The following is a 19843-nucleotide window of genomic DNA, read 5'->3' as shown; positions in this document are numbered from 1 at the left end:
TTGCAGCGCGAGATCTTCACCGAGCAGCACGACGACTTCCGGGCCACCGTGCGGGCCTTCCTGGCCAAGGAGGTGCTGCCGCACTACGACCGCTGGGAGAAGGCCGGCATCGTCGACCGCTCCGCCTGGCTCGCGGCTGGCCGCCAGGGCCTGCTCGGCCTCGCCGTCCCCGAGGAGTATGGCGGTGGCGGCACCCCGGACTTCCGCTACGCGGCCGTGCTGGCCGAGGAGTTCGCCCGGGCCGGCGCGTCCGGACTGGCGATCGGCCTGCACAACGACATCATCGGCCCGTACCTCACCTCGCTCGCCACCGAGGAGCAGAAGCGCCGCTGGCTGCCCGGCTTCTGCTCGGGCGAGCTGATCACCGCGATCGCGATGACCGAGCCCGGCACCGGCTCCGACCTCCAGGGCATCCGCACCCAGGCGGTCGACCAGGGCGACCACTACCTGCTCAACGGCGCCAAGACCTTCATCTCCAACGGCATCCTCGCCGACCTGGTCATCGTGGTCGCCCGCACCACCCCCGAGGGCGGCGCGCACGGGCTGAGCCTGCTGGCCGTCGAGCGCGGCACGCCCGGCTTCGAGCGCGGCCGCAACCTCGACAAGATCGGCCAGAAGGCCCAGGACACCGCCGAGTTGTTCTTCGAGGACGTCCGGGTGCCGAAGGAGAACCTGATCGGCGAGCTCAACGGCGGCTTCGTCCACCTGATGCAGAACCTCGCCCAGGAGCGGCTCACCATCGCCGCCGCGGCGATCGCCGGCGCCGAGTACCTGGTCGAGATCACCACCGACTACGTCAAGCAGCGCGAGGCCTTCGGCCGCCCGCTCGCCAAGCTCCAGCACGTCCGCTTCGAGATCGCCGAACTGGCCACCGAGTGCGCCGTCACCCGTGCCTTCGTGGACCGCTGCATCACCGAGCACAACCGCTGGGCGCTCACCCCGGCGGACGCCTCGATGGCCAAGTGGTGGGCCACCGAACTGCAGAAGCGCACCGCCGACCGCTGCCTCCAACTGCACGGCGGCTACGGCTACATGAGTGAGTTCCCGGTCGCCCGGGCGTTCACCGACGGCCGCATCCAGACCATCTACGGCGGTACCACCGAGATCATGAAGGAGATCGTCGGCCGTTCCGTCCTCGGCTGAGCCACTCCATCCTTCCGCGCCCCCGAGCCCCCGCTCCGAACACCCCCGCTCAGAACAGCCCCCCGCCCCGAAAACCCGCTGAAAGGCGTTCCCACCGTGACCACCGAAGCGTACGTCTACGACGCGATCCGCACCCCGCGCGGCCGGGGCAAGGCCACCGGCTCGCTGCACGGCACCAAGCCGATCGACCTGGTCGTCGGACTGATCCACGAACTGCGCGGCCGCTACCCCGGGTTGGACCCGGCCGCGATCGACGACATCGTGCTCGGCGTGGTCAGCCCGGTCGGCGACCAGGGCTCCGACATCGCCCGGATCGCGGCCATCGCGGCCGGCCTGCCCGACACCGTCGCCGGCGTCCAGGAGAACCGCTTCTGCGCCTCCGGCCTGGAAGCCGTCAACCTGGCCGCCGCCAAGGTCCGTTCCGGCTGGGAGGACCTGGTCCTGGCCGGCGGTGTGGAGTCGATGTCCCGGGTGAAGATGGCCTCCGACGGCGGCGCCTGGTTCGCCGACCCGATGACCGCGTACGAGACCAACTTCGCCCCGCAGGGCATCGGCGCCGACCTCATCGCCACCATCGAGGGCTTCTCCCGCACCGACGTGGACGCCTTCGCCGCCGAGTCCCAGGCCCGCGCCGCCAAGGCCCAGGCGGACGGCCTGTTCGACCGCTCGGTCGTCCCGGTGCGCGACCGCAACGGCCTGGTCGTGCTGGAGCGCGACGAGTTCATCCGCCCCGGCACCACCGTCGAGACCCTGGCCGGCCTCAAGCCCTCCTTCGCCGCCATCGGCGAGGCCGGCGGCTTCGACGCCGTCGCCCTCCAGAAGTACCACTGGGTCGAGGCCATCGACCACGTCCACCACGCGGGCAACTCCTCCGGCATCGTGGACGGCGCCGCGCTGGTGGCCATCGGCAACCGCGAGGTCGGCGAGCGGTACGGGCTGCGCCCGCGCGCCCGGATCGTCTCCGCCGCCGTCTCCGGCTCCGAGCCGACCATCATGCTCACCGGCCCCGCCCCGGCCACCCGCAAGGCGCTCGCCAAGGCCGGGCTCACCGCCGCCGACATCGACCTGGTCGAGATCAACGAGGCCTTCGCCGCGGTCGCGCTCCGCTTCATCCGCGAACTCGGCTTCCGCCACGACCAGGTGAACGTCAACGGTGGCGCGATCGCGCTCGGCCACCCGCTCGGCGCCACCGGCGCGATGCTGCTCGGCACCGTGGTCGACGAACTGGAGCGGCGCGACCTGCGCTACGGCCTGATCACCCTCTGCGTGGGCGGCGGCATGGGCATCGCCACCATCGTCGAGCGCATCTGAGCCCACCCGTCGCCCGCCGCCACCCTTCGTGGGACACGCTGCGCGCCTTCCTGGGACACGGTGCGCGCGGTACCTCCCTCTGCAGACCGGTAGACCGGTAGACCTGGAGAACTTGATGAGCGACACCACCACCATCCGCTGGGAGCAGGACCAGGACGGCGTGGTCACCCTCGTCCTCGACGACCCCACCCAGTCCGTCAACACCATGAACGAGGCCTTCACCGCCGACTTCGAGACCGTCGTCGAGCGGCTCGCCGCCCTGGCCGCCGCGGACGCGCTGCGCGGCGTGGTGATCGCCTCCGGCAAGAAGACCTTCTTCGCCGGGGGAGACCTGCGGATGCTCTCCGCCGCCCGACCCGAGGACGCCGAGGCCGTCTTCGAGAAGTCGATGCGGATCAAGCGCGCGCTGCGCACCCTGGAGACCCTCGGCAAGCCGGTCGTCGCCGCCGTCAACGGCAGCGCGCTCGGCGGCGGCCTGGAGCTCGCCCTCGCCTGCCACCACCGGATCGCGCTCGACACCCCGGCCAGCCGGATCGGCCTGCCCGAGGTCACCCTCGGCCTGCTGCCGGGCGGCGGCGGAGTGGTCCGTACGGTCCGGCTGTTCGGCATCACCGACGCCCTGCTGAAGTTCCTCCTCCAGGGCCGCCAGTACCGCCCGGCGCAGGCGCTGGAGCACGGGCTGGTGCACGAACTGGTCGACACCCCGGAGGAGTTGACCGCCCGCGCGAAGGCCTGGATCGAGGCCAACCCGACCGCCGTCCAGCCCTGGGACGTCAAGGGCTACAAGATCCCCGGCGGCACCCCGGCCACCCCGGCCTTCGCCGCCAACCTGCCCGCCTTCCCGGCCAACCTGCGCAAGCAGCTCAACGGTGCGCCCTACCCGGCCCCGCGCAACGTCCTGGCCGCCGCTGTGGAGAGCGCCCAGGTGGACATCGACACCGCGATGACGATCGAGGCCCGCTACTTCACCGAGCTGGCCTGCGGGCAGACCAGCAAGAACATGATCCAGGCGCTCTTCTTCGACATGCAGGCGGTCAACTCCGGCGCCGGGCGCCCGAAGGACGTCGAGAAGCGGCCGGTCCGCAAGGTCGCGGTGCTCGGCGCCGGGATGATGGGCGCGGGCATCGCCTACACCTGCGCCAAGGCCGGCATCGAGGTCGTGCTCAAGGACGTCGCCATCGAGGCCGCCGAGCGCGGAAAGGCCTACTCCGAGGGGCTGTTGAACAAGGCCGTCGCGCGCGGGCGCTCCACCGAGGCCGACCGCGACGCGCTGCTGGCCCGGATCACCCCCACCGCCGAGGTCGCCGACCTGGCCGGCTGCGACGTGGTGATCGAGGCGGTCTTCGAGAACACCGAGCTCAAGCACAAGGTGTTCCAGGAGGTCGAGGGCGTGGTCGGCCCCGACACGCTGCTCTGCTCCAACACGTCCACCCTGCCGATCGGCCTGCTCGCCGAAGGCGTTGAGCGCCAGGGCGACTTCATCGGGCTGCACTTCTTCTCGCCGGTCGACAAGATGCGCCTGGTCGAGATCATCCGCGGCCCGCGCACCGGCGACGAGGCGCTGGCCCGCGCCTTCGACCTGGTCCGGCAGATCGACCGCACCCCGATCGTGGTCAACGACTCCCGCGGCTTCTTCACCTCGCGGGTGATCGGCCAGTTCCTCAACGAGGGCGTCGCCATGGTCGGCGAGGGCATCCACCCGTCCAGCGTCGAGCAGGCCGCCGCCCAGGCCGGCTACCCCGCCAAGGTGCTCTCCCTGATGGACGAGCTGACCCTCACCCTGCCGCGCAAGATCCGCGACGAGTACCGGCGCTCGGTGGAGGCCGTCGGCGGCACCTGGACGCCGCACCCGGCCGACGCGGTGGTCGACCGGATGGTCGACGAGTTCGGCCGCCCGGGGCGCAGCGGCGGCGCGGGCTTCTACGAGTACGGCGAGGACGGCAGGCGCGGGCGGCTCTGGCCGGGGCTGCTGGAGCACTTCTCCGGCGCTCCGGCCGGTGTTCCGGCTGGTGCTCCGAGTGCTGCTCCGGGTGACGTCCCGTTCGAGGACCTCAAGGAGCGGATGCTGTTCAGCGAGGCGCTGGACTCGGTGCGCTGCCTGGAGGAGGGCGTGCTGACCTCGGTCGCCGACGCCAACGTGGGTTCGATCCTCGGCATCGGCTTCCCGGCCTGGACGGGCGGCGTATTCCAGTACATCAACGGGTACGAGGGCGGCCCGGCCGGCTTCGCGGCCCGCGCCCGCGAACTCGCCGCCGCGTACGGCGAGCGGTTCGCGCCGCCGGCGCTGCTGGAGCGGGTCGCGGCCGAGGGGCGGACCTTCACGGACTGACCCGCCGGCCTACTGATCCACTGACCTGCTCGGACCCGGGTGAGGCCGCCGCCCGCACGGCCTCACCCGGGTTCCAGGCCCGACTCCTGGCCCGACTCCTGGCCCGAGTCCCGGCTCAGCTCCTCGCCCAGTTCCTCCCGGAGCGAGCGCTGGAAGGCCGTGACCAGCGCCTGCGCCACCATCGGCTGGATGTGGTCCGTCAACGCCCGCATCCGGGCCAGCTCGGCGGGCGCGGGCTCGCTCTCCCGGTACGGCTTCCACACCGTCTCGCGGAACAGCCGCTGCAACTCCCGTGCCGTCGCCCGACTGTGCTCCAGCACCACCGCCCGGGCGGCGAGCAGCGTCTCCAGCGGGATCGGCACGTCCAGGATCCGCACACCCAGCGGCAGCAACCCGGGATCCACCCGGAACACCTCCGGATCCCGCGTCCGCTCCAGCGCCCCCATCGCGGCGAGCCGTTCGACCTGCCCCTCCGTCAGCCCCCGCCCGGCCCGCCGCTCCAGCTGCGCCCGGGTGACCTCCTCCGGGGTCTCCGGCGTCCAGGACGCGACCAGCGCACGGTGGATCGCCAGATCCAGCGGCGTACTGTCCTCCGGGAGCCGCGCCAGGTACCGCTCGATCGCGGCCAGCGTCAGGCCCTGCCGCTGCAACTCCTCGATCAGCTCCAGCCGGTCCAGGTGCGCCGCCCCGTACAGCCCCACCCGCCGCGGCCCCAGCACCGGCGGCGGCAGCAGCCCCTTCGTCCCGTAGAACCGCACCGTCCGCACCGTCACCCCGGCCCGCGCCGCCAGCTCGTCCACCGTCAGCCGCACCCCGCCCCCCGCCCCGCCGTGCTCCCCCATCCGCCGCCTCCCACGCTGGCACACTCCTGCTGTGACAGCAGCAGTGTGACAGTGGTGGGCGGGCCGGTCCACCGATGGGGGCGGCAGACGGGCGGCGGGGGTGTGCGGGAGCGCGGGCAGGTGCGGACACGTGCGGACGCGTGGGGGCGCTGACGCCGACGCCCCTGCCGTCCGCCGGGGGACCGGCTTCGGGCAGGGGCGTCGGGGTGGTGGGGTGGCGGCGGTTTCGGGTCAGGCGAGGGCGGCGTGGTGGCGGCGGGTGACCTCGGGGTGGGCCCTGGTGTAGCCCTTCCACTCGTTGAGGCCGAAGTCGGCGAAGAGCGGGTTGGCCGGGTCCGCGGTGGCGCCGGGGGCGTGGTGGGCGAGCGGGAAGTCCAGCGGCTCGATGTGGGCGTCGAGGCGGGGGTTGTAGAAGAACGGCACCGAGAAGCGCTCGTGGGCGCCGGGCGGGCTCACCACGCGGTGGTTGGTGGCCTTGAGGTAACCGTCCGTGGCCACCTCCAGCAGCTCGCCGAGGTTGACGACGAAGGCGCCGTCGAGCGGCGGGACCTCGAGGAAGGTGCCGTCCGCGCGCTCGACCTGGAGGCCGCCGACGGTGTCCTGCAGCAGCAGGGTGATGAAGCCGTAGTCCTTGTGGGCGCCGACGCCCTGGCCGGCGCCGTCCGGGGCGGTGCCGGGGTAGCGGACCAGCTTGAGGCGAAGGTGGGGGTGGCCCGCGAAGGCCTCGTCGTAGAAGTCGGGGCGGGCGCCGATCGCGGCGAGGAGTTCGTGCAGCAGGCGGCGGGCGACCGAGCCGAGGTGGTCGATCCAGCCGAGCGCGGCGGTGCGCAGCTCGGGGAGGGCCTCGGGCCACTGGTTGGGCCCCTCCAGCCACCAGTACGGGGGCTCGCCGCTGCCGGGGACGTGCGGGGGCAGCTCGGCGCCGATGTCCAGCTGGTCGCGCCAGTCCTGGCTGCCGCCGGTGCGCTCGTCGCCGGTGCGGGTGTAGCCCCGGTAGTGGGGGGAGTTGAGGTTGCTCACGGCGAGCCGGTCGGCCTCGGGAAGTGCGAAGAAGGCCCGCATGGCCCGGGCGAGCGCGGCCGTCTCCTCCGGGGTGACGCCGTGGCCGACCAGCTGGAAGAACCCGACGCCGGTGGCCGCGGCGCGGAGCTCGTCGTGCAGGCGGCGGCGGTCGTCCGGGTTGCCGTCGGCGAGCGAGAGGTCGATCACCGGGAGGGCATCCGCCGCGGGGGAGCCGGTGCCGGTGCCGGTCTCGGATATGGGCGTGTACTGCTGCGTCATGTGTGACATCCGCTGGGTCTCGTCCCGGCTGGTCCCGGTGGTCGACCGGGGGCGGCCGGAGCTGTGCCTGGTGCGGCGGGTGCTCCGGGGCCGGGAGGTGGTGGCGGCCGGGCAGGGGCCGCCGTTGAGGGTGGGTGGCGCGAGGTTCAGCCGGAGCGTCGACAGGACATGGTCGTCACGCGGAGCAGGTCCACGTGGCGGCGGCGAACAAGGATGAGCACCCCACCAGCCTAATTGACCCGTTCTGCGGCAGGCGAGCCCCCTGCAGCGGAGGGCCACTCGCCATTTGTCGGTGATCTATCAAGTTGTGGGGCGGTGGTGCCGGAGTGCCGGCGGTGGCGGCTCCTCTCGGGGGTCGTTCAGGCGTTGTTGAGGTAGGCCAGGACGGCCAGGACCCGGCGGTTGTCGTCGTCGGAAGGCTGGAGGTCGAGCCGGACGAAAATCGACGCGGTGTGCTTGGCGACGGCCCGCTCGGTGATCACCAGCTGCTGGGCGATCGCCGCATTGGACCGGCCCTCCGCCATCAGTCCGAGCACCTGGCGCTCGCGCGGAGAGAGCGTGGAGACCGGACCGGCCGAGGAGTTGTGGGTGAGCAGCCGGGTGATCACCTCCGGATCCATCGCGGTGCCGCCCTGGGCGACCCGCCGCACGGCGTCGATGAACTGGGTGCCGTCCATCACCCGGTCCTTGAGCAGGTAGCCGATCCCGCCGGTGCTGCCGGCCAGCAGCTCGCGGGCGTACAGCTGCTCCACGAACTGCGACAGCACCAGGACGGGCAGGCCCGGGTGGGCCTGACGGGCCGCCAGCGCAGCCCGCAGGCCCTCGTCGGTGAAGCTCGGCGGCAGCCGGACGTCCACCACGGCGATGTCGGGCCGGTCCGCGGCCACCGCGGCGAGCAGCTGCTCGCCGTCCTCCACCGCCGCGGTGACCTTCATGCCGTTGGCCTCCAGCAGCCGGGTCAATCCGTCCCGGAGGAGGAAGAGGTCTTCGGCGATGACAACGCGCAAGGGATCTCCAGGTTCACGATGGTCGGTCCGCCGGGCGGGCTGCTGATCGCGAGCACCCCGTCGAAGGCGGCCAGTCGACGTTCGGTTCCGCTGAGGCCGGTTCCCCGGGACGGCTCGGCGCCGCCGCGCCCGTCGTCGGTGACCGATATCCGCAGCAGCCCGTCACTGTGCCCTATCTCGATCCACACCCGCGAGGCCCCGGCGTGCTTCACCACGTTGGCCAGCAGCTCCGTCACCGCGAAGTAGGCGGCCGACTCCACCGGGGCGGGCGCCCGGCCGGGCAGGCCGCCGGTGAAGCCGACCGGCAGCGGCAGGTCCAGCGCCGTCGCCCGTACCGCGTCGGCCAGGCCGCGGTCGGCGAGCACCGGGGGATGGATCCCGCGGACCAGGTCCCGCAGCTCGCCCAGCGCCTTCACCGAGGACAGCCGGGCCTCGGCCAGCAGCGGCCCGAGGGCGTCCGGGTCGTCCTTCAGCTGCTCGGCCACGGTCAGCAGCATGCCCAGTGCGACCAGCCGGGCCTGCGCCCCGTCGTGCAGATCCCGCTCGATCCGGCGCAGCTCGGCCGCGCCGGCGTCGATGGTGTCTGCCCTGGTCTGCGCGAGATGGCTGACCTGGCGGGCCAGCTCGGCCCGCCGGGAGGGCCCGAGCAGGGCCCGGGCGGCCTTCTCGTGGATCCGCAGGGCCGGCGGGGCGGCCCACAGGGCGGCCAACGGGGCGACGGTCAGGCCCATCGAGTAGACGACGCCCAGGGCGAAGAACCGTCCGTCCCGGCCGAAGACCTCCAGGGCGACCGGGGTCAGCAGGACGATCACGGCGGTGAGCAGCACGGTGGCGCCGGTGAGCAGCGTCCAGGCGAAGTCCCGCCAGGTCGCCGGGTCGGTGAGCCAGCCGCCCGCCCGCAGCCGCGGCCAGGCCCCGGCGCGGACCGGCCGGCGGTACGGCACCGGTATCGGCCGCCCGCTCCACTTCCCGACGGTGCGCCTGCTCTCCGTCGCGATCCAACGGGCGCCGAACAGCCCGAGCACCAGCAGTGCGGGCGCCAGCCAGACCGAGCCGGACCGGCCGCCCGGCGCCGCACCGCCGTAGAGGTGGGCGGCCATCAGCGCTATCGTCCCCGGAGCGAACAGCGCGGCGCCGACCGCCCGGCCGCCGCCCCCGGTGGCCCAGCAGAGCGCCCAGAGGGCGACCGGCGCCATCGGCACCGCCAGGATCAGCGGCCCGCCCGGCTGGAAGTCCCGGGGTTCGTCCGGACCGAACAGCGCGGTGGCCAGCAGGACCGGCCCCGCCAGCAGTGCGAGGAACCCCGTCACGGCCAGCGTCACCGCGTACCAGGCGCGCACCCCGTCCGTGCACGCCCGGCCGACCCGTAGGGCCAGTCCGTTCAGCACTCCCGCGTCCATGACGCGCCCCCTCTCCCTTGCGCGGCCCCCGCCCGGAGGCCGCGATGCCGCGGCCCGAAGCCGCGGTTCCGAAGCTGTGGTTCCGGGGCCCCGCGGACCCCGGTTCCGACCTTTCGATGGGTCAGTCTGCCCGGCCGGGGCCGCTGGTGCTCTAGGCCTGAACACCCAGTTCGGGGTGTATCTGGATACACCCCGCAGAGGCCGTCCAGACGGCTGTCGGCACCCCGCCGCCGGTTCGTAGCGTGATGTTCCGTCAGCCGGACCGGGGTTCCCGGGGCCGGACGCCGAACAGTGGAGGGCCCGTGAACGCGCCGATCATCCGGATCCGCGGCGTCAGCAAGACGTACGACCGATCCGACGCCGCCCGTCCCGCCCTGGCCGGGCTCGACCTGGAGGTCCGGGCCGGCGAGGCACTGGCCGTGCTCGGCCGCTCGGGCAGCGGCAAGTCCACCCTGCTGAACCTGATCGCCGGCCTCGACCGCCCGAGCGAGGGCGAGGTGGAGGTGGACGGCGTCGCCGTGCACCGGCTCGGCGAGGCCGCGCTGGCCGAGTACCGGCGGGCGCGGATCGGCATGGTGTTCCAGTTCTTCAACCTGCTGGACGACCTGACCGCGGAGGACAACGTGCTGCTCCCGGCCCAGTTGGCCGGGATGCGGCGGGAGCAGGCGCGGGCCAGGGCCGGGGAGCTGCTGGAGCGGCTGGGGGTGGCCCGGCACGCCAAGGCCTTCCCCGGTCGGCTCTCCGGCGGGGAGCGCCAGCGCGTCGCGGTGGCCCGGGCGCTGATGAACCGTCCGCCGCTGCTGCTGGCCGACGAACCCACCGGGGCGCTGGACACCGCCTCGGCCGCCGACGTCCGCGACCTGCTGCGTGGGCTCAACGCGGAGGGCCAGACGATCCTGCTGGTCACCCATGACACCGCGCTCGCCGAGGCCTGCGCCGACCGGACGATCGAACTGCTCGACGGCCGGCTGGTCCGGGACACGGCGGCCGTGCCGGCACCGGGCGGTGGCCGATGAGCGCGCTCGGCAAGGTGGTGCGCGCCGGGGTCGGCCGCCGGCGGGTGCAGACCCTGGTGATGGTGCTCACCACGATGGTGTCCGTGACGGCGTGCATCCTCGCGCTCGGGCTGCTGGTCGCCGCCCAGGGTCCGTACCAGCGATCCTTCGCCGACCAGCACGGCGCCCACCTCAACGTGCTGTACGACCGGGCCAGGGCGAGCCCCGCCCAGCTCGCCGCGACGGCCCACGCGCCAGGCGTGACGGCCTCGGCCGGCCCCTACCAGGCGGTCGCCGTCCAGCCGCGCTCCGGTCCCGGCACCCGGATCCCGCCGGCCGGGAGCCCGCTGCCGCCGATGACGCTGGTCGGCCGCGCCCAGGACGGTCCGCTGGACGGCCTGCGGATCACCGACGGCCGCTGGGTCGCCGGGCCCGGCGAGGTGGTCTTCCCGGACGGGCACTCCCCGCTGGCGGTCGGCGACAGCATGGAGTTCCCGGACCTGCCGGGGCACCCGACGCTCAAGGTCGTCGGCCTGGCGGCCTCGGTCTCCTGGAGTGCGGACGGCTGGGTCGCCCCGGAGCAGGTGGCCGGGCTGACGGCGCCCGGCACGGAGCCCTCCGCCCAGTACCTCTACCGCTTCGCCCACGCCGGTAGCGACGCCGAGGTGGAGGCCGACCGCGCCGCACTGGCCGCCGCGGTCCCGGGCGGTGCGCTCGCCAAGGCCACCTCCTACCGGCCCGCCCGGGAGGAGGCGAACCGGACGGCCTCGACCTTCGTCCCGTTCGTCACGGCCTTCGGGGTGCTCGGCCTGGCCATGTCGGTGCTGATCATCGGCGTCGTGGTCAGCGGCGCCGTCAGCGCCGCCACCCGGCGGATCGGCATCCTCAAGTCCCTGGGCTTCACCCCGGCCCACGTGGCGCGCGCCTACGTCGGCCAGGCGCTGATACCCGCCGGGGTCGGCACGGCGCTCGGCGTGCTCCTCGGCAACCTGCTGTCCGTACCGGTCCTCGGGCTGGCTCACAAGGCCCTGCGCGGCGGGCTGCTCGGCATCCCGGTCTGGGTGGACGTCGTGGTCGCGGTGGCGGCCCTGGGGGCGGTGGCGGGCACCGCGCTGGTACCGGCGCTGCGGGCCGGGCAGCTGCGGACGGTGGAGGCGCTCGCGGTCGGCCGGACGGCGCCGGGCGCCAAGCGGGCAGCCGCCCGCGGCACGGTCGGCGGGGCGGGGGCGGTGGGCCCGCTGTCCCGGGCGCAGGAGCTGATCGGCCGGCTGCCGGTGCCACGGGCGCTCAGCCTCGGGCTGGCCTCCCCGCTCAACCGGCCGGGCCGCTCGGCGACCACCGGAGCCGCCGTGGTGCTCGGCACGGTCGGGGTCACCCTCTGCGTCGGCCTGACGCTCTCGCTGGGCTCGATCCAGGACGGTCTGGCGGCCGACCGCGCGGGCAAGGTGGTGGTCCAGACCCCGATCGAGGGCTCCACGCCGTCCGCCGACCACGTCGACGAGGCGGCCGTGGCCAGGGCCATCGACTCGCGCCCGGGCACCCGGGCCTGGTACAGCACCGTCCCGACCCCGGTCGCCCTGGCCGGCAGCACCGGGCGCTCCGAAGTGGTCGCGTTCAGCGGCGACACCTCCTGGAGCGGCTTCCAACTGGTCTCCGGCCGCTGGTTCCACGGCCCCGGCGAGGTCGTGGTGGCCGCCGCCACCCTGCGGGCCGCCCAGGTGAAGGTGGGTGACACCGTCACCCTCACCGACCACGGGCGCAGCACCCCGGCGAAGATCACCGGTGAGGTCCTGACCACCAACGACCTGGTGTTCACGGACCGGTCCACGCTGGCGCCGCTCGGCGGCGCGATCCACGCCGAGGCGCTCACCTTCCACATCGACCTCGCCCCGGGCACCGGTGCGCAGGCCTACGCCGACGGGCTGGACCAGGCCGTGAAGCCCCTGGGCCTGAGTGCCGACCCCGGAGAGGAGCACCTCAGCATCGTGGTGCTGGCGATGAACACCCTGGCGGGCACGCTCACGCTGCTGCTCTCCGTGGTGGCGGGACTCGGGGTGCTCAACACCGTGCTGCTGGACACCCGGGAGCGGGTGCACGACCTCGGGGTGCTCAAGGCGCTCGGGATGTCACCCCGGCAGACCGTCGGCATGGTGCTCACCTCGGTCTGCGGCAGCGGGCTGGCGGCCGGGTTGATCGGGGTCCCGATCGGCATCCTGGTGCACCACCGGGTGATGCCCGCGATGGCACGGGCCGCCGGAATCGGGGTGCCGGACGCGGACCTCGCCGTGTTCGCCCCGTCGGTGGTGGGGCCGCTGATACTCGGCGGCCTGGTGCTGGCCCTGCTCGGAGCCGTCCTCCCGGCCACCTGGGCGGCCCGCACCAGGACGGTCACGGCGCTGCGGACGGAGTAACGACGCGGAGGAGGGCCAGGAGAGGAAACACACCCGCTACCCGGCCCCGTCTGGGAACCCCCCGTAAGGTTCCCAGGCAGGGCAGGGCAGGGCCGACCCAGGCCGTCCGATCAGGCCCGGGTCAGGCCCGGGTCAGGACAGCCGTGCCGCCGCGTACGCCTCCATGGCAGCACGCTGGTACGCGGCCAGGCCCGGGGCGATGGCCTCGTATGCGGCGCTCCACTGCTCGTTCTCGGTGCAGGAGCGGGCGATCGCCAGGTATTCCTCGGTCGAGACGGACCGGAAGCTGTGGAGCAGCCGGTACTCCTCCTCGACCGTGCTCTGCACGGCCTCGGCGTCGGCCGGGTGGCCGGCCGCCATCAGCTCCGCCAGGCGGATCATGCGGGCGGTCCGCTGGCGCTGTCCGGCCTCGATCTCGGCCGGGGTCATCGCGGCGGTCGCGCGCCGGGCCGCCTCGGCGTGCTCGGGGAAGTCGCGCAGGCTCGCGTCGACGTCGTCGGGCTGGATGCCCTCGAACAGGTTCTCGGGGCGGTTGATGGTCATGGGCGTGCCGTCCTTCCGGGAGCGTTCCAGGTCGGCGATCGTGCGGGAAACGGTGGTGGCCAGGGCGTCGAGCCGGTCGCGCTCGGCGACCAGCCGCCGGCGGTGGCCCCGCAGGGCCTCCAGCTCGTCCACCTGATCGCCCAGGATCCGGGCGATCTCGGTCAGCCCCACGCCCAGCGCCCGCAGTACCAGGATCTGTTGCAGCTGGAGCAGCTGCCGCTCCTCGTAGTAGCGGTGGCCGTTGGAGCCGATCCAGGCCGGGGGCAGTAGCCCGATCTCGTCGTAGTGCCGCAGGGTCCTGGCCGTCACACCGGACATTCGGGCCACCTCGGCGATGGGCCAGGCCATGGTTGCCTCCCTCGTTTCCACGTCCCACGTTCGCGTGGACCAGGGCCGATTCTCCGGCCCTGGTCACGACGGTAGAAGCTGCCGCTGCGGCAGCTTCAAGCCCGGGACGTCCGCGCTGCCAGCAAGGTGTCGTACGCCGCTCAGCCCTCGCCGAACCAGTCCAGGGACTGCCCGTGCGGTCCGGTGAAGGCCACCGGCCGCTCGTCCAGGGCGAGCGCGAACAGCCCGGCGACGGCCGCCGGGCGGGGGAGGCGTCGGGCGACGGCCGGCAGCACCGAGACCGCCTCGTTGGAGATCCAGTGCCCGGGCAGCTCGCGCATCGTCGCCGCGAACTCCTCCCGCTCCTCCGGCCGCAGGTACGCGAGCACCGCGCTGTGGAACACCACCGGCGTCGCCCCCGCCGGGGCCTGCGCGACCAACTCCCGTACCGTCGCGTTGAGATCGCCGCGCACCAGCAGCGGCGGCTCGGCCCGGGCGACCCGGACGGCGCCGCGCAGCCGGTCCAGCCGGTGGGTCTGCTCGGGCCAGACCAGCGACTCCAGCCAGCGCATGTCCTCCTCGGCCCGCACGTCCAACGGATTGAGGTCGATCCCGGCCCGCCACACCACCTCGGGCAGCCGTTCCCGCAGGGAGTCGGGGAGCGGAACCGGCCCGCTCACCACGCAGTCCAGCGTCACCGGGCTCGCGGCGGCGCCGAACTCGGCGACCGGGGCACCGGACCCACGCTCATGTCCGTCCCCTTGCTCGTCCCGGGCCCCGGCCCCGGCTCCGTCCCCCTGCCCGCCCCCGTCCCCGGCCAGGTACCGGTACCGGTACCGATACCGGTCCGGGTACAGGCAGAGCCCGGCCGAGGCGCCCACCTCGATCAGGGCGAGCGGCTGCGGCAGCGCGGCCAGCAGCGGCAGCAGGGTGGCGCAGCGGCCCGCCTCGTTGGTCTGCGTCCGCCGCTCCAGCATCGTCGCCGAGACCTCGGCCCACCGCTCCGCCGCCCAGCCGCGGAAGGCCGGCCAACCCTCCGTCACCGGTCCACCCAGGTGCCGGACCGCGCCGAACAGCAGGTTCGGCTGCCGCTTCGCGGTCGGAAGCCCGTCCAGCAGTGCGCGCAACTTCCCGTCCCCGGCGACGCCTTCGGCCAGCTCCTGGTAGACCGGCGAGTTCCCGCGCGCCTCCCGCTCCGCGAACGCCCGGTAGAGCTCCTCCGTGTCGCTGCGCATCCCCCACAGGTCCTTTCGATGCCTTCACGAGTGATCGAATCGGCCCAGCCTACGCCCAGGCCGATGTGCCACCCGCTGACCCCAAGCGCTCTTCCGGACGGTGAAGCGGGAGTGGTACGGTCCGCCGCGACCGCCGGGTGGTGGGGAGCTCATAGCCTTGGGAGTGATTGAGTTCAGGGCGTGCCGGCCTCGCGGATCGGCCACCGGGTGATCAGCAGGTGGCCCGTCGGGCGAGCACGAGTTCGGTGGTGGGCTTGCGGTGTCTCCCAGCGGTACAACTGGGCGAGCGCCGCGTGCGGTACCCCGGCCTCGGGTACACCAGCGTGGCCAGGAGCCGGTCCACGAAGACAGCTCGCGCCAAGAGCCGCTCCCCGCCGGGTCGCTCGATCACCTGGCAGGTGGGCTCCGAGGAAAGCCCCGAGCACGACTGCCCGCCCGCACACTAGCCTCACCCCGCATGGAAGAAGACCTTCTGCCACATCTGGACAGGACGGAGCGCGGCCTCGTCGTGATGCGGAGCGCGGCCTCGTCGTGATGATGTGCGGTCTGCCCGGCTCGGGCAAGAGCACCCATGCGCAGGTCCTTGAGCGCCGTGGTTACACCCGGTCGGCCTCGAACGCCGCCAGGGCTGCGTCCCGGGCAGCGTGACGGTTTCGCGTCCTGCCACGCGTCCTCGCCCCGGTCTCCGCGATCCGGCACAGTCACCACTGACCCGTCTCAACGAACTTTGACGAGTCTCAACGAAGTCTGACGGGTGGGGGCCTGTCTCATCGGAGTTGGACCGCGCAGCTTTCGGTGAGACCGCGTACTCACGGTTGCTGTCCCGGGTGGTGGGTGGCGCCGGGGGCCTGGGTACGGTTGCGGGATGAACAGATCAACTGCGACAGCAGGCGGCATCAGCGATCCAACTCGCCCCGACACGTTGCTGCCCCGCCTGGTCGGCCATGAGGAGGTCGTCGCGTTCTTTGCCTGGGCCGCGGACCTCGACGCGACGAGCCCGGCCGACCACGAGCTGGAGGACGGAGTCCGTCTCGCCTCCGGGGCCCGGCTGGAGCAGTTCGCGCAGGCGGGTACCGGAGACGCTTTCTGCTTCGTCGGCGAGGGCGGTGAGGAACGCCCGGTGGTGTACGTGAGCCTCGACGGCGAGGCCGGGCTGATCGCCCTCGGACTGCCCGAGTTGGTGCAGCTGTGCCTTGTGGCACCGTGGTGGAGGGACGCTTCCGGCCGGACGGCCGAGCAACTCCGCGCCATCGCCGACGAGTACCGGGAGGACCTGCCCGACCTCGACGAGCGGCGCGATCGTGCTGCCCGGGCCCTCGGCCTCGATCCGGCCGCGCTTCCGTCCGAAGCGGCGGTCCTCGCCCGGCTCGCAGAGCTCTCCCTGGGGCCGGTCGCGACAGCCTGCCTCGTCGTTGGATACGAGGGCGAGCCGCTCGACCCCCTGTTCGGCGCCGACCGGACCTGACCGCTCGTCCAGGCCTGGCCGGCAGCCGGTGGCGAGCGGTCCAACCTCCTTGAGCCGCCGTCAAAGTTCGGTGAGGCAGGTCAACCACGCCGCCCGGGTCCGTCATGCGCTCACCGACCGCCCACGGCCGCCAACCGCACCAACCGCACCAACCGGCCGCCAACCCTCCGCACCAGGCGTCGAGACGTCGAGGCGCCCGGGCGTTCAGCCGAGCAGGCCGCCCATGTGGCCGTCCTCGGCGAGCAGTCGCCAGGAGCAGCCGGGCGAGGCGAACGCCTCCGGGTCGACGGCCTCCACCAGCCGGTCCACCACCGCGCTCAGCAGCGCCTGCGGATCGAACACCGACCACGTCTCCCGGGCCCGGCCGTAGTCCCAGCGGTCCCATTCGGCGCGCAGCCGTTCGTACGTCCAGAGGGCGTAGAGCAGGGCGGACAGGTCGCGGTTGAGGTAGGCCTCGGGGTGGCCGTCGTCGTACCAGTCCGGCAGCTCCAGCCGTCCGGTGGCGCCGTCCAAGGCGATCGTGAGGTCGGTCGGCCAGTCGCCGAGGGCGAGGAAGTCCCGCTGGTACGGGCGTTCCTCCTCGCCGTCGAAGTACTCGGGGTACGCCTCGCCCATGGTGGCCAGCGGCTCCTCGCACACCCCGAACATCGCCCCGCCCAGCGGCAGGCCGACCTCGGTCAGCAGCCGCCGGGTCGGCTCGTGCACCAGGGCGGCGGGCAGCTCGTCGGGCCGGAAGCGGTGCACCCGGCCGGGGCCGCCGTCCTCGTCCGTCAGTGCGGCCAGCTCCGCCACCAGCTCCGGGGCTATCGCGTACGCGGGCCCGCCCGGACCGCCCGGCAGGGCGCCCCAGCCCAGCGCCCGCACCAGCAGCGCGGTGCCCCAGTGCGGGGGCGGCGCGGAGCCGTCGCCGAACAGGCCGGGATCGATCTCCCGCATCCGCCGTTCGGCTCCCGCCAGCACCTCGGCCAGGACGGCCGGCCCGCGCCGCCCGTCCAGCGCCTCCGGGCGCAGCGCCGCCTCGGCCACCGCGTCGACCTCGCGCACCAGGCCCGCCAGCGCGGTCAGGCCGGAGGCCAGCAGGTCGCGGCGCGGGCCACCGTTGTCCAGGAACACCTCACCGGTCACCCCGTCCAGCAGCACCAGGCTGCCGCCGGCGGCGAACGGCGTGCAGTACTCCGTCTCCCCGAGGACGAACAGCTGCTCGGCCTCCGCCGGGATCGCCGTCAGTTCCCCGCCCCCGAGCGCCTCGAAGTCCAGGAAGGCCCCGGCCGCCGGCAGCCCCTCCCGCACCAGGAACTCCCGGCTCCCCGCGTGCACCACCCCACCCGGCAGCTCCGCCACCCGCTCACTCCTCACGTGCCCCCACCCTTTCCCGGCCTGCCCCGTGACCCACCGACCCTAGCGGTCCGGCCTGACAGTGCTGACGGGCTCTGTGAGTGGGGGAGACGTGCGGAGGTCGGTCGGGTGGCGGAGGGGGCGGTCCGGCGGGCCCGGCCCGGCAGTGCCGAGGTGTTTTGCGGGCGGGGTGTGGGCGTGCGGCGGGTTCGGTGGGGCGGGCGGCCCTGCGCCGCTCGGCAGCGCCGAGGCGTTCCTCACGGCGGTGGGGGAGACGTGCGGAGGTCGGTCGGGTGGCGGAGGGGGCGGTCCGGCGGGCCCGGCCCGGCAGCGCTCGGTGGCGGTGGGCCCGCCCGGGTCACGGCAGCGCGACCTCGTCGACGTTCCAGTGCTCGGGCAGGTCCGCGTCGCAGAAGGCGCAGGCGTAGTGCTCCTCGCGGACGAGGTTGCAGCGGCCGCACCGCGGGCAGCGGCGGAACACCACCGCGTGCGTGAAGGCGTCGGGGTGCGGGAGTCCGATGAGGGCGAGCGCGGCGGCGACGGCGGGCCAGGAGGCGGTGTCGGGGCAGTAGCCGGTGGAGTGGTTGCTGACCGTCTCGACCTCCCATCCGTCCCGCGAACGCCGGAACCCGACCTCCCCGGCGCTCAGTACCAACTCCCCACCCGCGCAGGCCACATGCTCGCTGCGGCGCGGAGCGAGCCGCAGCGAGTCGCCGAGGCCGACCGTGAAGGTGAACGGTGCCGCGAGCTCCGCCACCGGCTGCTCCGCCCGCTCCTCCACCCAGGCGGCGAACTCGCCTGCTGTCCGCACCGGTTGGCCGCATCCGGCGCGGACAGCAGAAGGCGACGTACTGGGGGCGGAATCGCTCGGTGTCCGACCACAACTCCCGCCCGTTCAGCAGGAACTGGCCGCCACCCTACGGCGCCCCCGCACCCGCCACCCCCGGGCCCGTAGAGTGCGGGGATGAAGCGCTATCTGCTGACCGGTACGCCGGGCGCCGGGAAGACGGCGGTCCTGCGGTGGTTGGAGTGCGCGGGCTACCCGGTGGTCGAGGAGGCCGCCACGGACGTCATCGCGCTGCGGCGGGCCCAGGGCGTGCCGGAGCCGTGGGCGGACCCGTCGTTCGTGGACGCGGTGGTCGCCCTGCAGCGGCGGCGGCAGGAGGGGGTCGTCGGCGGGCCGGGGGAGGTGCGGTTCTTCGACCGCTCGCCGGTGTGCACGTACGCCCTGGCGGTGTACCTCGGCCATCCCGTGACCCCGGCCCTCGCCCGGGAGCTCGACCGGATCCGGGCGGAGGAGGTGTACGAGCGCCGGGTGTTCTTCGTGGAGAGCCCGGGCTTCGTCACCCCGACCGAGGCGCGGCGCATCTCGTACGAGGAGTCGCTGCGGTTCGAGCGGATCCACCGGGAGGCCTATGCCGAGTTCGGGTACGGGTGCGTCCCGATCGCCCCGGGGCCGCTCGCCGACCGGGCGGCGGCCGTCGTACGGCACGTCGGCGCACCCGCCCGGCACGGAGTCTGAGGTCCCCGGCTTTCTCCGGTGGGCCCCGGTTCAGGCGAGGCCGCCGGCCTCCCGGGCCGCCCGCTCCACGCGGTCGTGGTGGGCCCGCCACCAGTCGGCGTCGCCGGGGGCGGTGTTGGCGCCGTCGGAGCGCTGGCCGGTGGCGCCGTCCACGAGTTCGCGGACCAGGTCGGCGTGGCCGACGTGGCGGTGGGTCTCGGCGATCATGTGGACGAGCACCCGGTGCAGGGTCTGCTCGTGGCGGGCGCCGAACGGCACCTTGCCGACGGCGTCCAGGGGCAGGGCCTCGATGGTGGCGTCGGAGTGCGCCCAGACCCGCCGGTAGCGCCCGACGACCTCCTCGGTGCTCTCGTCCGCCCGCGCCCACAGGTCGCCGTTCGGCTCGGTCTGGCCGGTGATCCACACCGGGGCCGGTTCGGGGAAGGGGCGGCCGAAGGTGTCGCCGAAGTACAGCGCCTCGGCGCCGGTGACGTGCTTGACCAGGCCCAGCAGGTTGGTTCCGGTGGGGGTGAGCGGGCGGCGCAGGTCGTACTCGGAGAGGCCTTCGAGCTTCCAGAGCAGGGCGTCGCGGGCATCCTGGATGTAGATCCGGAGGTCGTTCTTGTCATCTGTAGCGGTCATGGGAACAGTCTGTTGATCGCAGGATGCCTGTCCATCGATTTCCGGTTCCACCCGCCCTGGTCAGGCGTCAACTCGT

Annotated in this window: 16 protein-coding genes; 7 read left to right on the top strand and 9 right to left on the bottom strand. The window is 73.7% G+C overall.

Translation table 11 applies throughout. From position 1 onward, the window contains the following. The 3 genes from ACFU6K_RS00410 (at position 1) to ACFU6K_RS00400 (ending at position 4783) form a co-directional block, all read left to right on the top strand. On the top strand, positions 1-1143 hold the full coding sequence (locus ACFU6K_RS00410; protein ID WP_380660024.1) for an acyl-CoA dehydrogenase family protein: 1143 nt from the start codon (positions 1-3) through the stop codon (positions 1141-1143). 96 nt (positions 1144-1239) lie between these two features. Next, the gene (locus ACFU6K_RS00405) at positions 1240-2454 is read left to right on the top strand and encodes an acetyl-CoA C-acetyltransferase (protein ID WP_380660023.1); all 1215 of its coding nucleotides are present in this window, start codon (positions 1240-1242) and stop codon (positions 2452-2454) included. Positions 2455-2569: 115 nt separating this feature from the next. Then, complete coding sequence (locus tag ACFU6K_RS00400; protein ID WP_380660022.1) at positions 2570-4783, top strand: 3-hydroxyacyl-CoA dehydrogenase NAD-binding domain-containing protein; 2214 nt, start codon at positions 2570-2572, stop codon at positions 4781-4783. A 62-nt stretch (positions 4784-4845) separates the two neighbouring features. On the opposite strand, the gene ACFU6K_RS00395 is transcribed toward ACFU6K_RS00400, so the two are convergent. The 4 genes from ACFU6K_RS00395 to ACFU6K_RS00380 all read right to left on the bottom strand — a co-directional run bounded on the left by ACFU6K_RS00395 (position 4846) and on the right by ACFU6K_RS00380 (position 9313). Beyond that, on the bottom strand, positions 4846-5625 hold the full coding sequence (locus ACFU6K_RS00395; protein WP_380660021.1) for a MerR family transcriptional regulator: 780 nt from the start codon (positions 5623-5625) through the stop codon (positions 4846-4848). Positions 5626-5856: 231 nt separating this feature from the next. Then, positions 5857-6906: an isopenicillin N synthase family dioxygenase gene (locus ACFU6K_RS00390; RefSeq protein ID WP_380660020.1), complete on the bottom strand. Its 1050-nt coding sequence runs from the start codon at positions 6904-6906 to the stop codon at positions 5857-5859. A gap of 359 nt (positions 6907-7265) precedes the next feature. Then, a complete protein-coding gene (locus tag ACFU6K_RS00385; protein ID WP_380660019.1) occupies positions 7266-7913 on the bottom strand; it encodes a response regulator in 648 nt (215 codons plus the stop codon). Further along, positions 7865-9313: a histidine kinase gene (locus ACFU6K_RS00380; RefSeq protein ID WP_380660018.1), complete on the bottom strand. Its 1449-nt coding sequence runs from the start codon at positions 9311-9313 to the stop codon at positions 7865-7867. Before ACFU6K_RS00380 ends, ACFU6K_RS00385 begins: the two co-directional genes overlap by 49 nt. Before the next feature lie 302 nt (positions 9314-9615). Here ACFU6K_RS00380 and ACFU6K_RS00375 point away from each other — a divergent pair, with 302 nt between their 5' ends. Beyond that, on the top strand, positions 9616-10329 hold the full coding sequence (locus ACFU6K_RS00375; RefSeq protein WP_234348522.1) for an ABC transporter ATP-binding protein: 714 nt from the start codon (positions 9616-9618) through the stop codon (positions 10327-10329). Beyond that, a complete protein-coding gene (locus ACFU6K_RS00370) occupies positions 10326-12719 on the top strand; it encodes an FtsX-like permease family protein (protein ID WP_380660017.1) in 2394 nt (797 codons plus the stop codon). The genes ACFU6K_RS00375 and ACFU6K_RS00370 overlap by 4 nt, the downstream gene beginning before the upstream one ends. Before the next feature lie 132 nt (positions 12720-12851). Here ACFU6K_RS00370 and ACFU6K_RS00365 read toward each other — a convergent pair whose 3' ends face one another. Further along, complete coding sequence (locus ACFU6K_RS00365) at positions 12852-13610, bottom strand: MerR family transcriptional regulator (protein WP_380660016.1); 759 nt, start codon at positions 13608-13610, stop codon at positions 12852-12854. Between the two features lie 140 nt (positions 13611-13750). After that, entirely contained in the window at positions 13751-14824 is a 1074-nt protein-coding gene (locus tag ACFU6K_RS00360; RefSeq protein ID WP_380660015.1) for a DUF2332 domain-containing protein, read from the bottom strand. 865 nt (positions 14825-15689) lie between these two features. Here ACFU6K_RS00360 and ACFU6K_RS00355 point away from each other — a divergent pair. Further along, positions 15690-16289 carry a hypothetical protein gene (locus ACFU6K_RS00355; protein ID WP_380660014.1) on the top strand — a complete coding sequence of 200 codons (600 nt, stop codon included), beginning with the start codon at positions 15690-15692 and terminating at the stop codon, positions 16287-16289. 204 nt (positions 16290-16493) lie between these two features. Here ACFU6K_RS00355 and ACFU6K_RS00350 read toward each other — a convergent pair whose 3' ends face one another. Further along, on the bottom strand, positions 16494-17630 hold the full coding sequence (locus ACFU6K_RS00350; RefSeq protein WP_380660013.1) for an SUKH-4 family immunity protein: 1137 nt from the start codon (positions 17628-17630) through the stop codon (positions 16494-16496). Between the two features lie 352 nt (positions 17631-17982). Then, positions 17983-18435 carry a hypothetical protein gene (locus ACFU6K_RS00345; protein WP_380660012.1) on the bottom strand — a complete coding sequence of 151 codons (453 nt, stop codon included), beginning with the start codon at positions 18433-18435 and terminating at the stop codon, positions 17983-17985. A gap of 153 nt (positions 18436-18588) precedes the next feature. On the opposite strand from ACFU6K_RS00345, the gene ACFU6K_RS00340 reads away from it, so the two are divergent. Continuing rightward, on the top strand, positions 18589-19146 hold the full coding sequence (locus ACFU6K_RS00340) for an ATP-binding protein (protein ID WP_380660011.1): 558 nt from the start codon (positions 18589-18591) through the stop codon (positions 19144-19146). Positions 19147-19176: 30 nt separating this feature from the next. Here ACFU6K_RS00340 and ACFU6K_RS00335 read toward each other — a convergent pair whose 3' ends face one another. Continuing rightward, positions 19177-19767, bottom strand: a complete 591-nt coding sequence (locus tag ACFU6K_RS00335; RefSeq protein ID WP_380660010.1) for a DinB family protein — start codon at positions 19765-19767, stop codon at positions 19177-19179. Between the last annotated feature and the right edge of the window lie 76 nt (positions 19768-19843).

This window comes from Kitasatospora sp. NPDC057512 (genome assembly GCF_042802135.1).
In the GTDB taxonomy this organism is placed as follows: domain Bacteria; phylum Actinomycetota; class Actinomycetes; order Streptomycetales; family Streptomycetaceae; genus Kitasatospora.
Note: the sequence above shows the minus strand (reverse complement) of the source record. Positions and strands in the feature narration are given on the sequence as shown.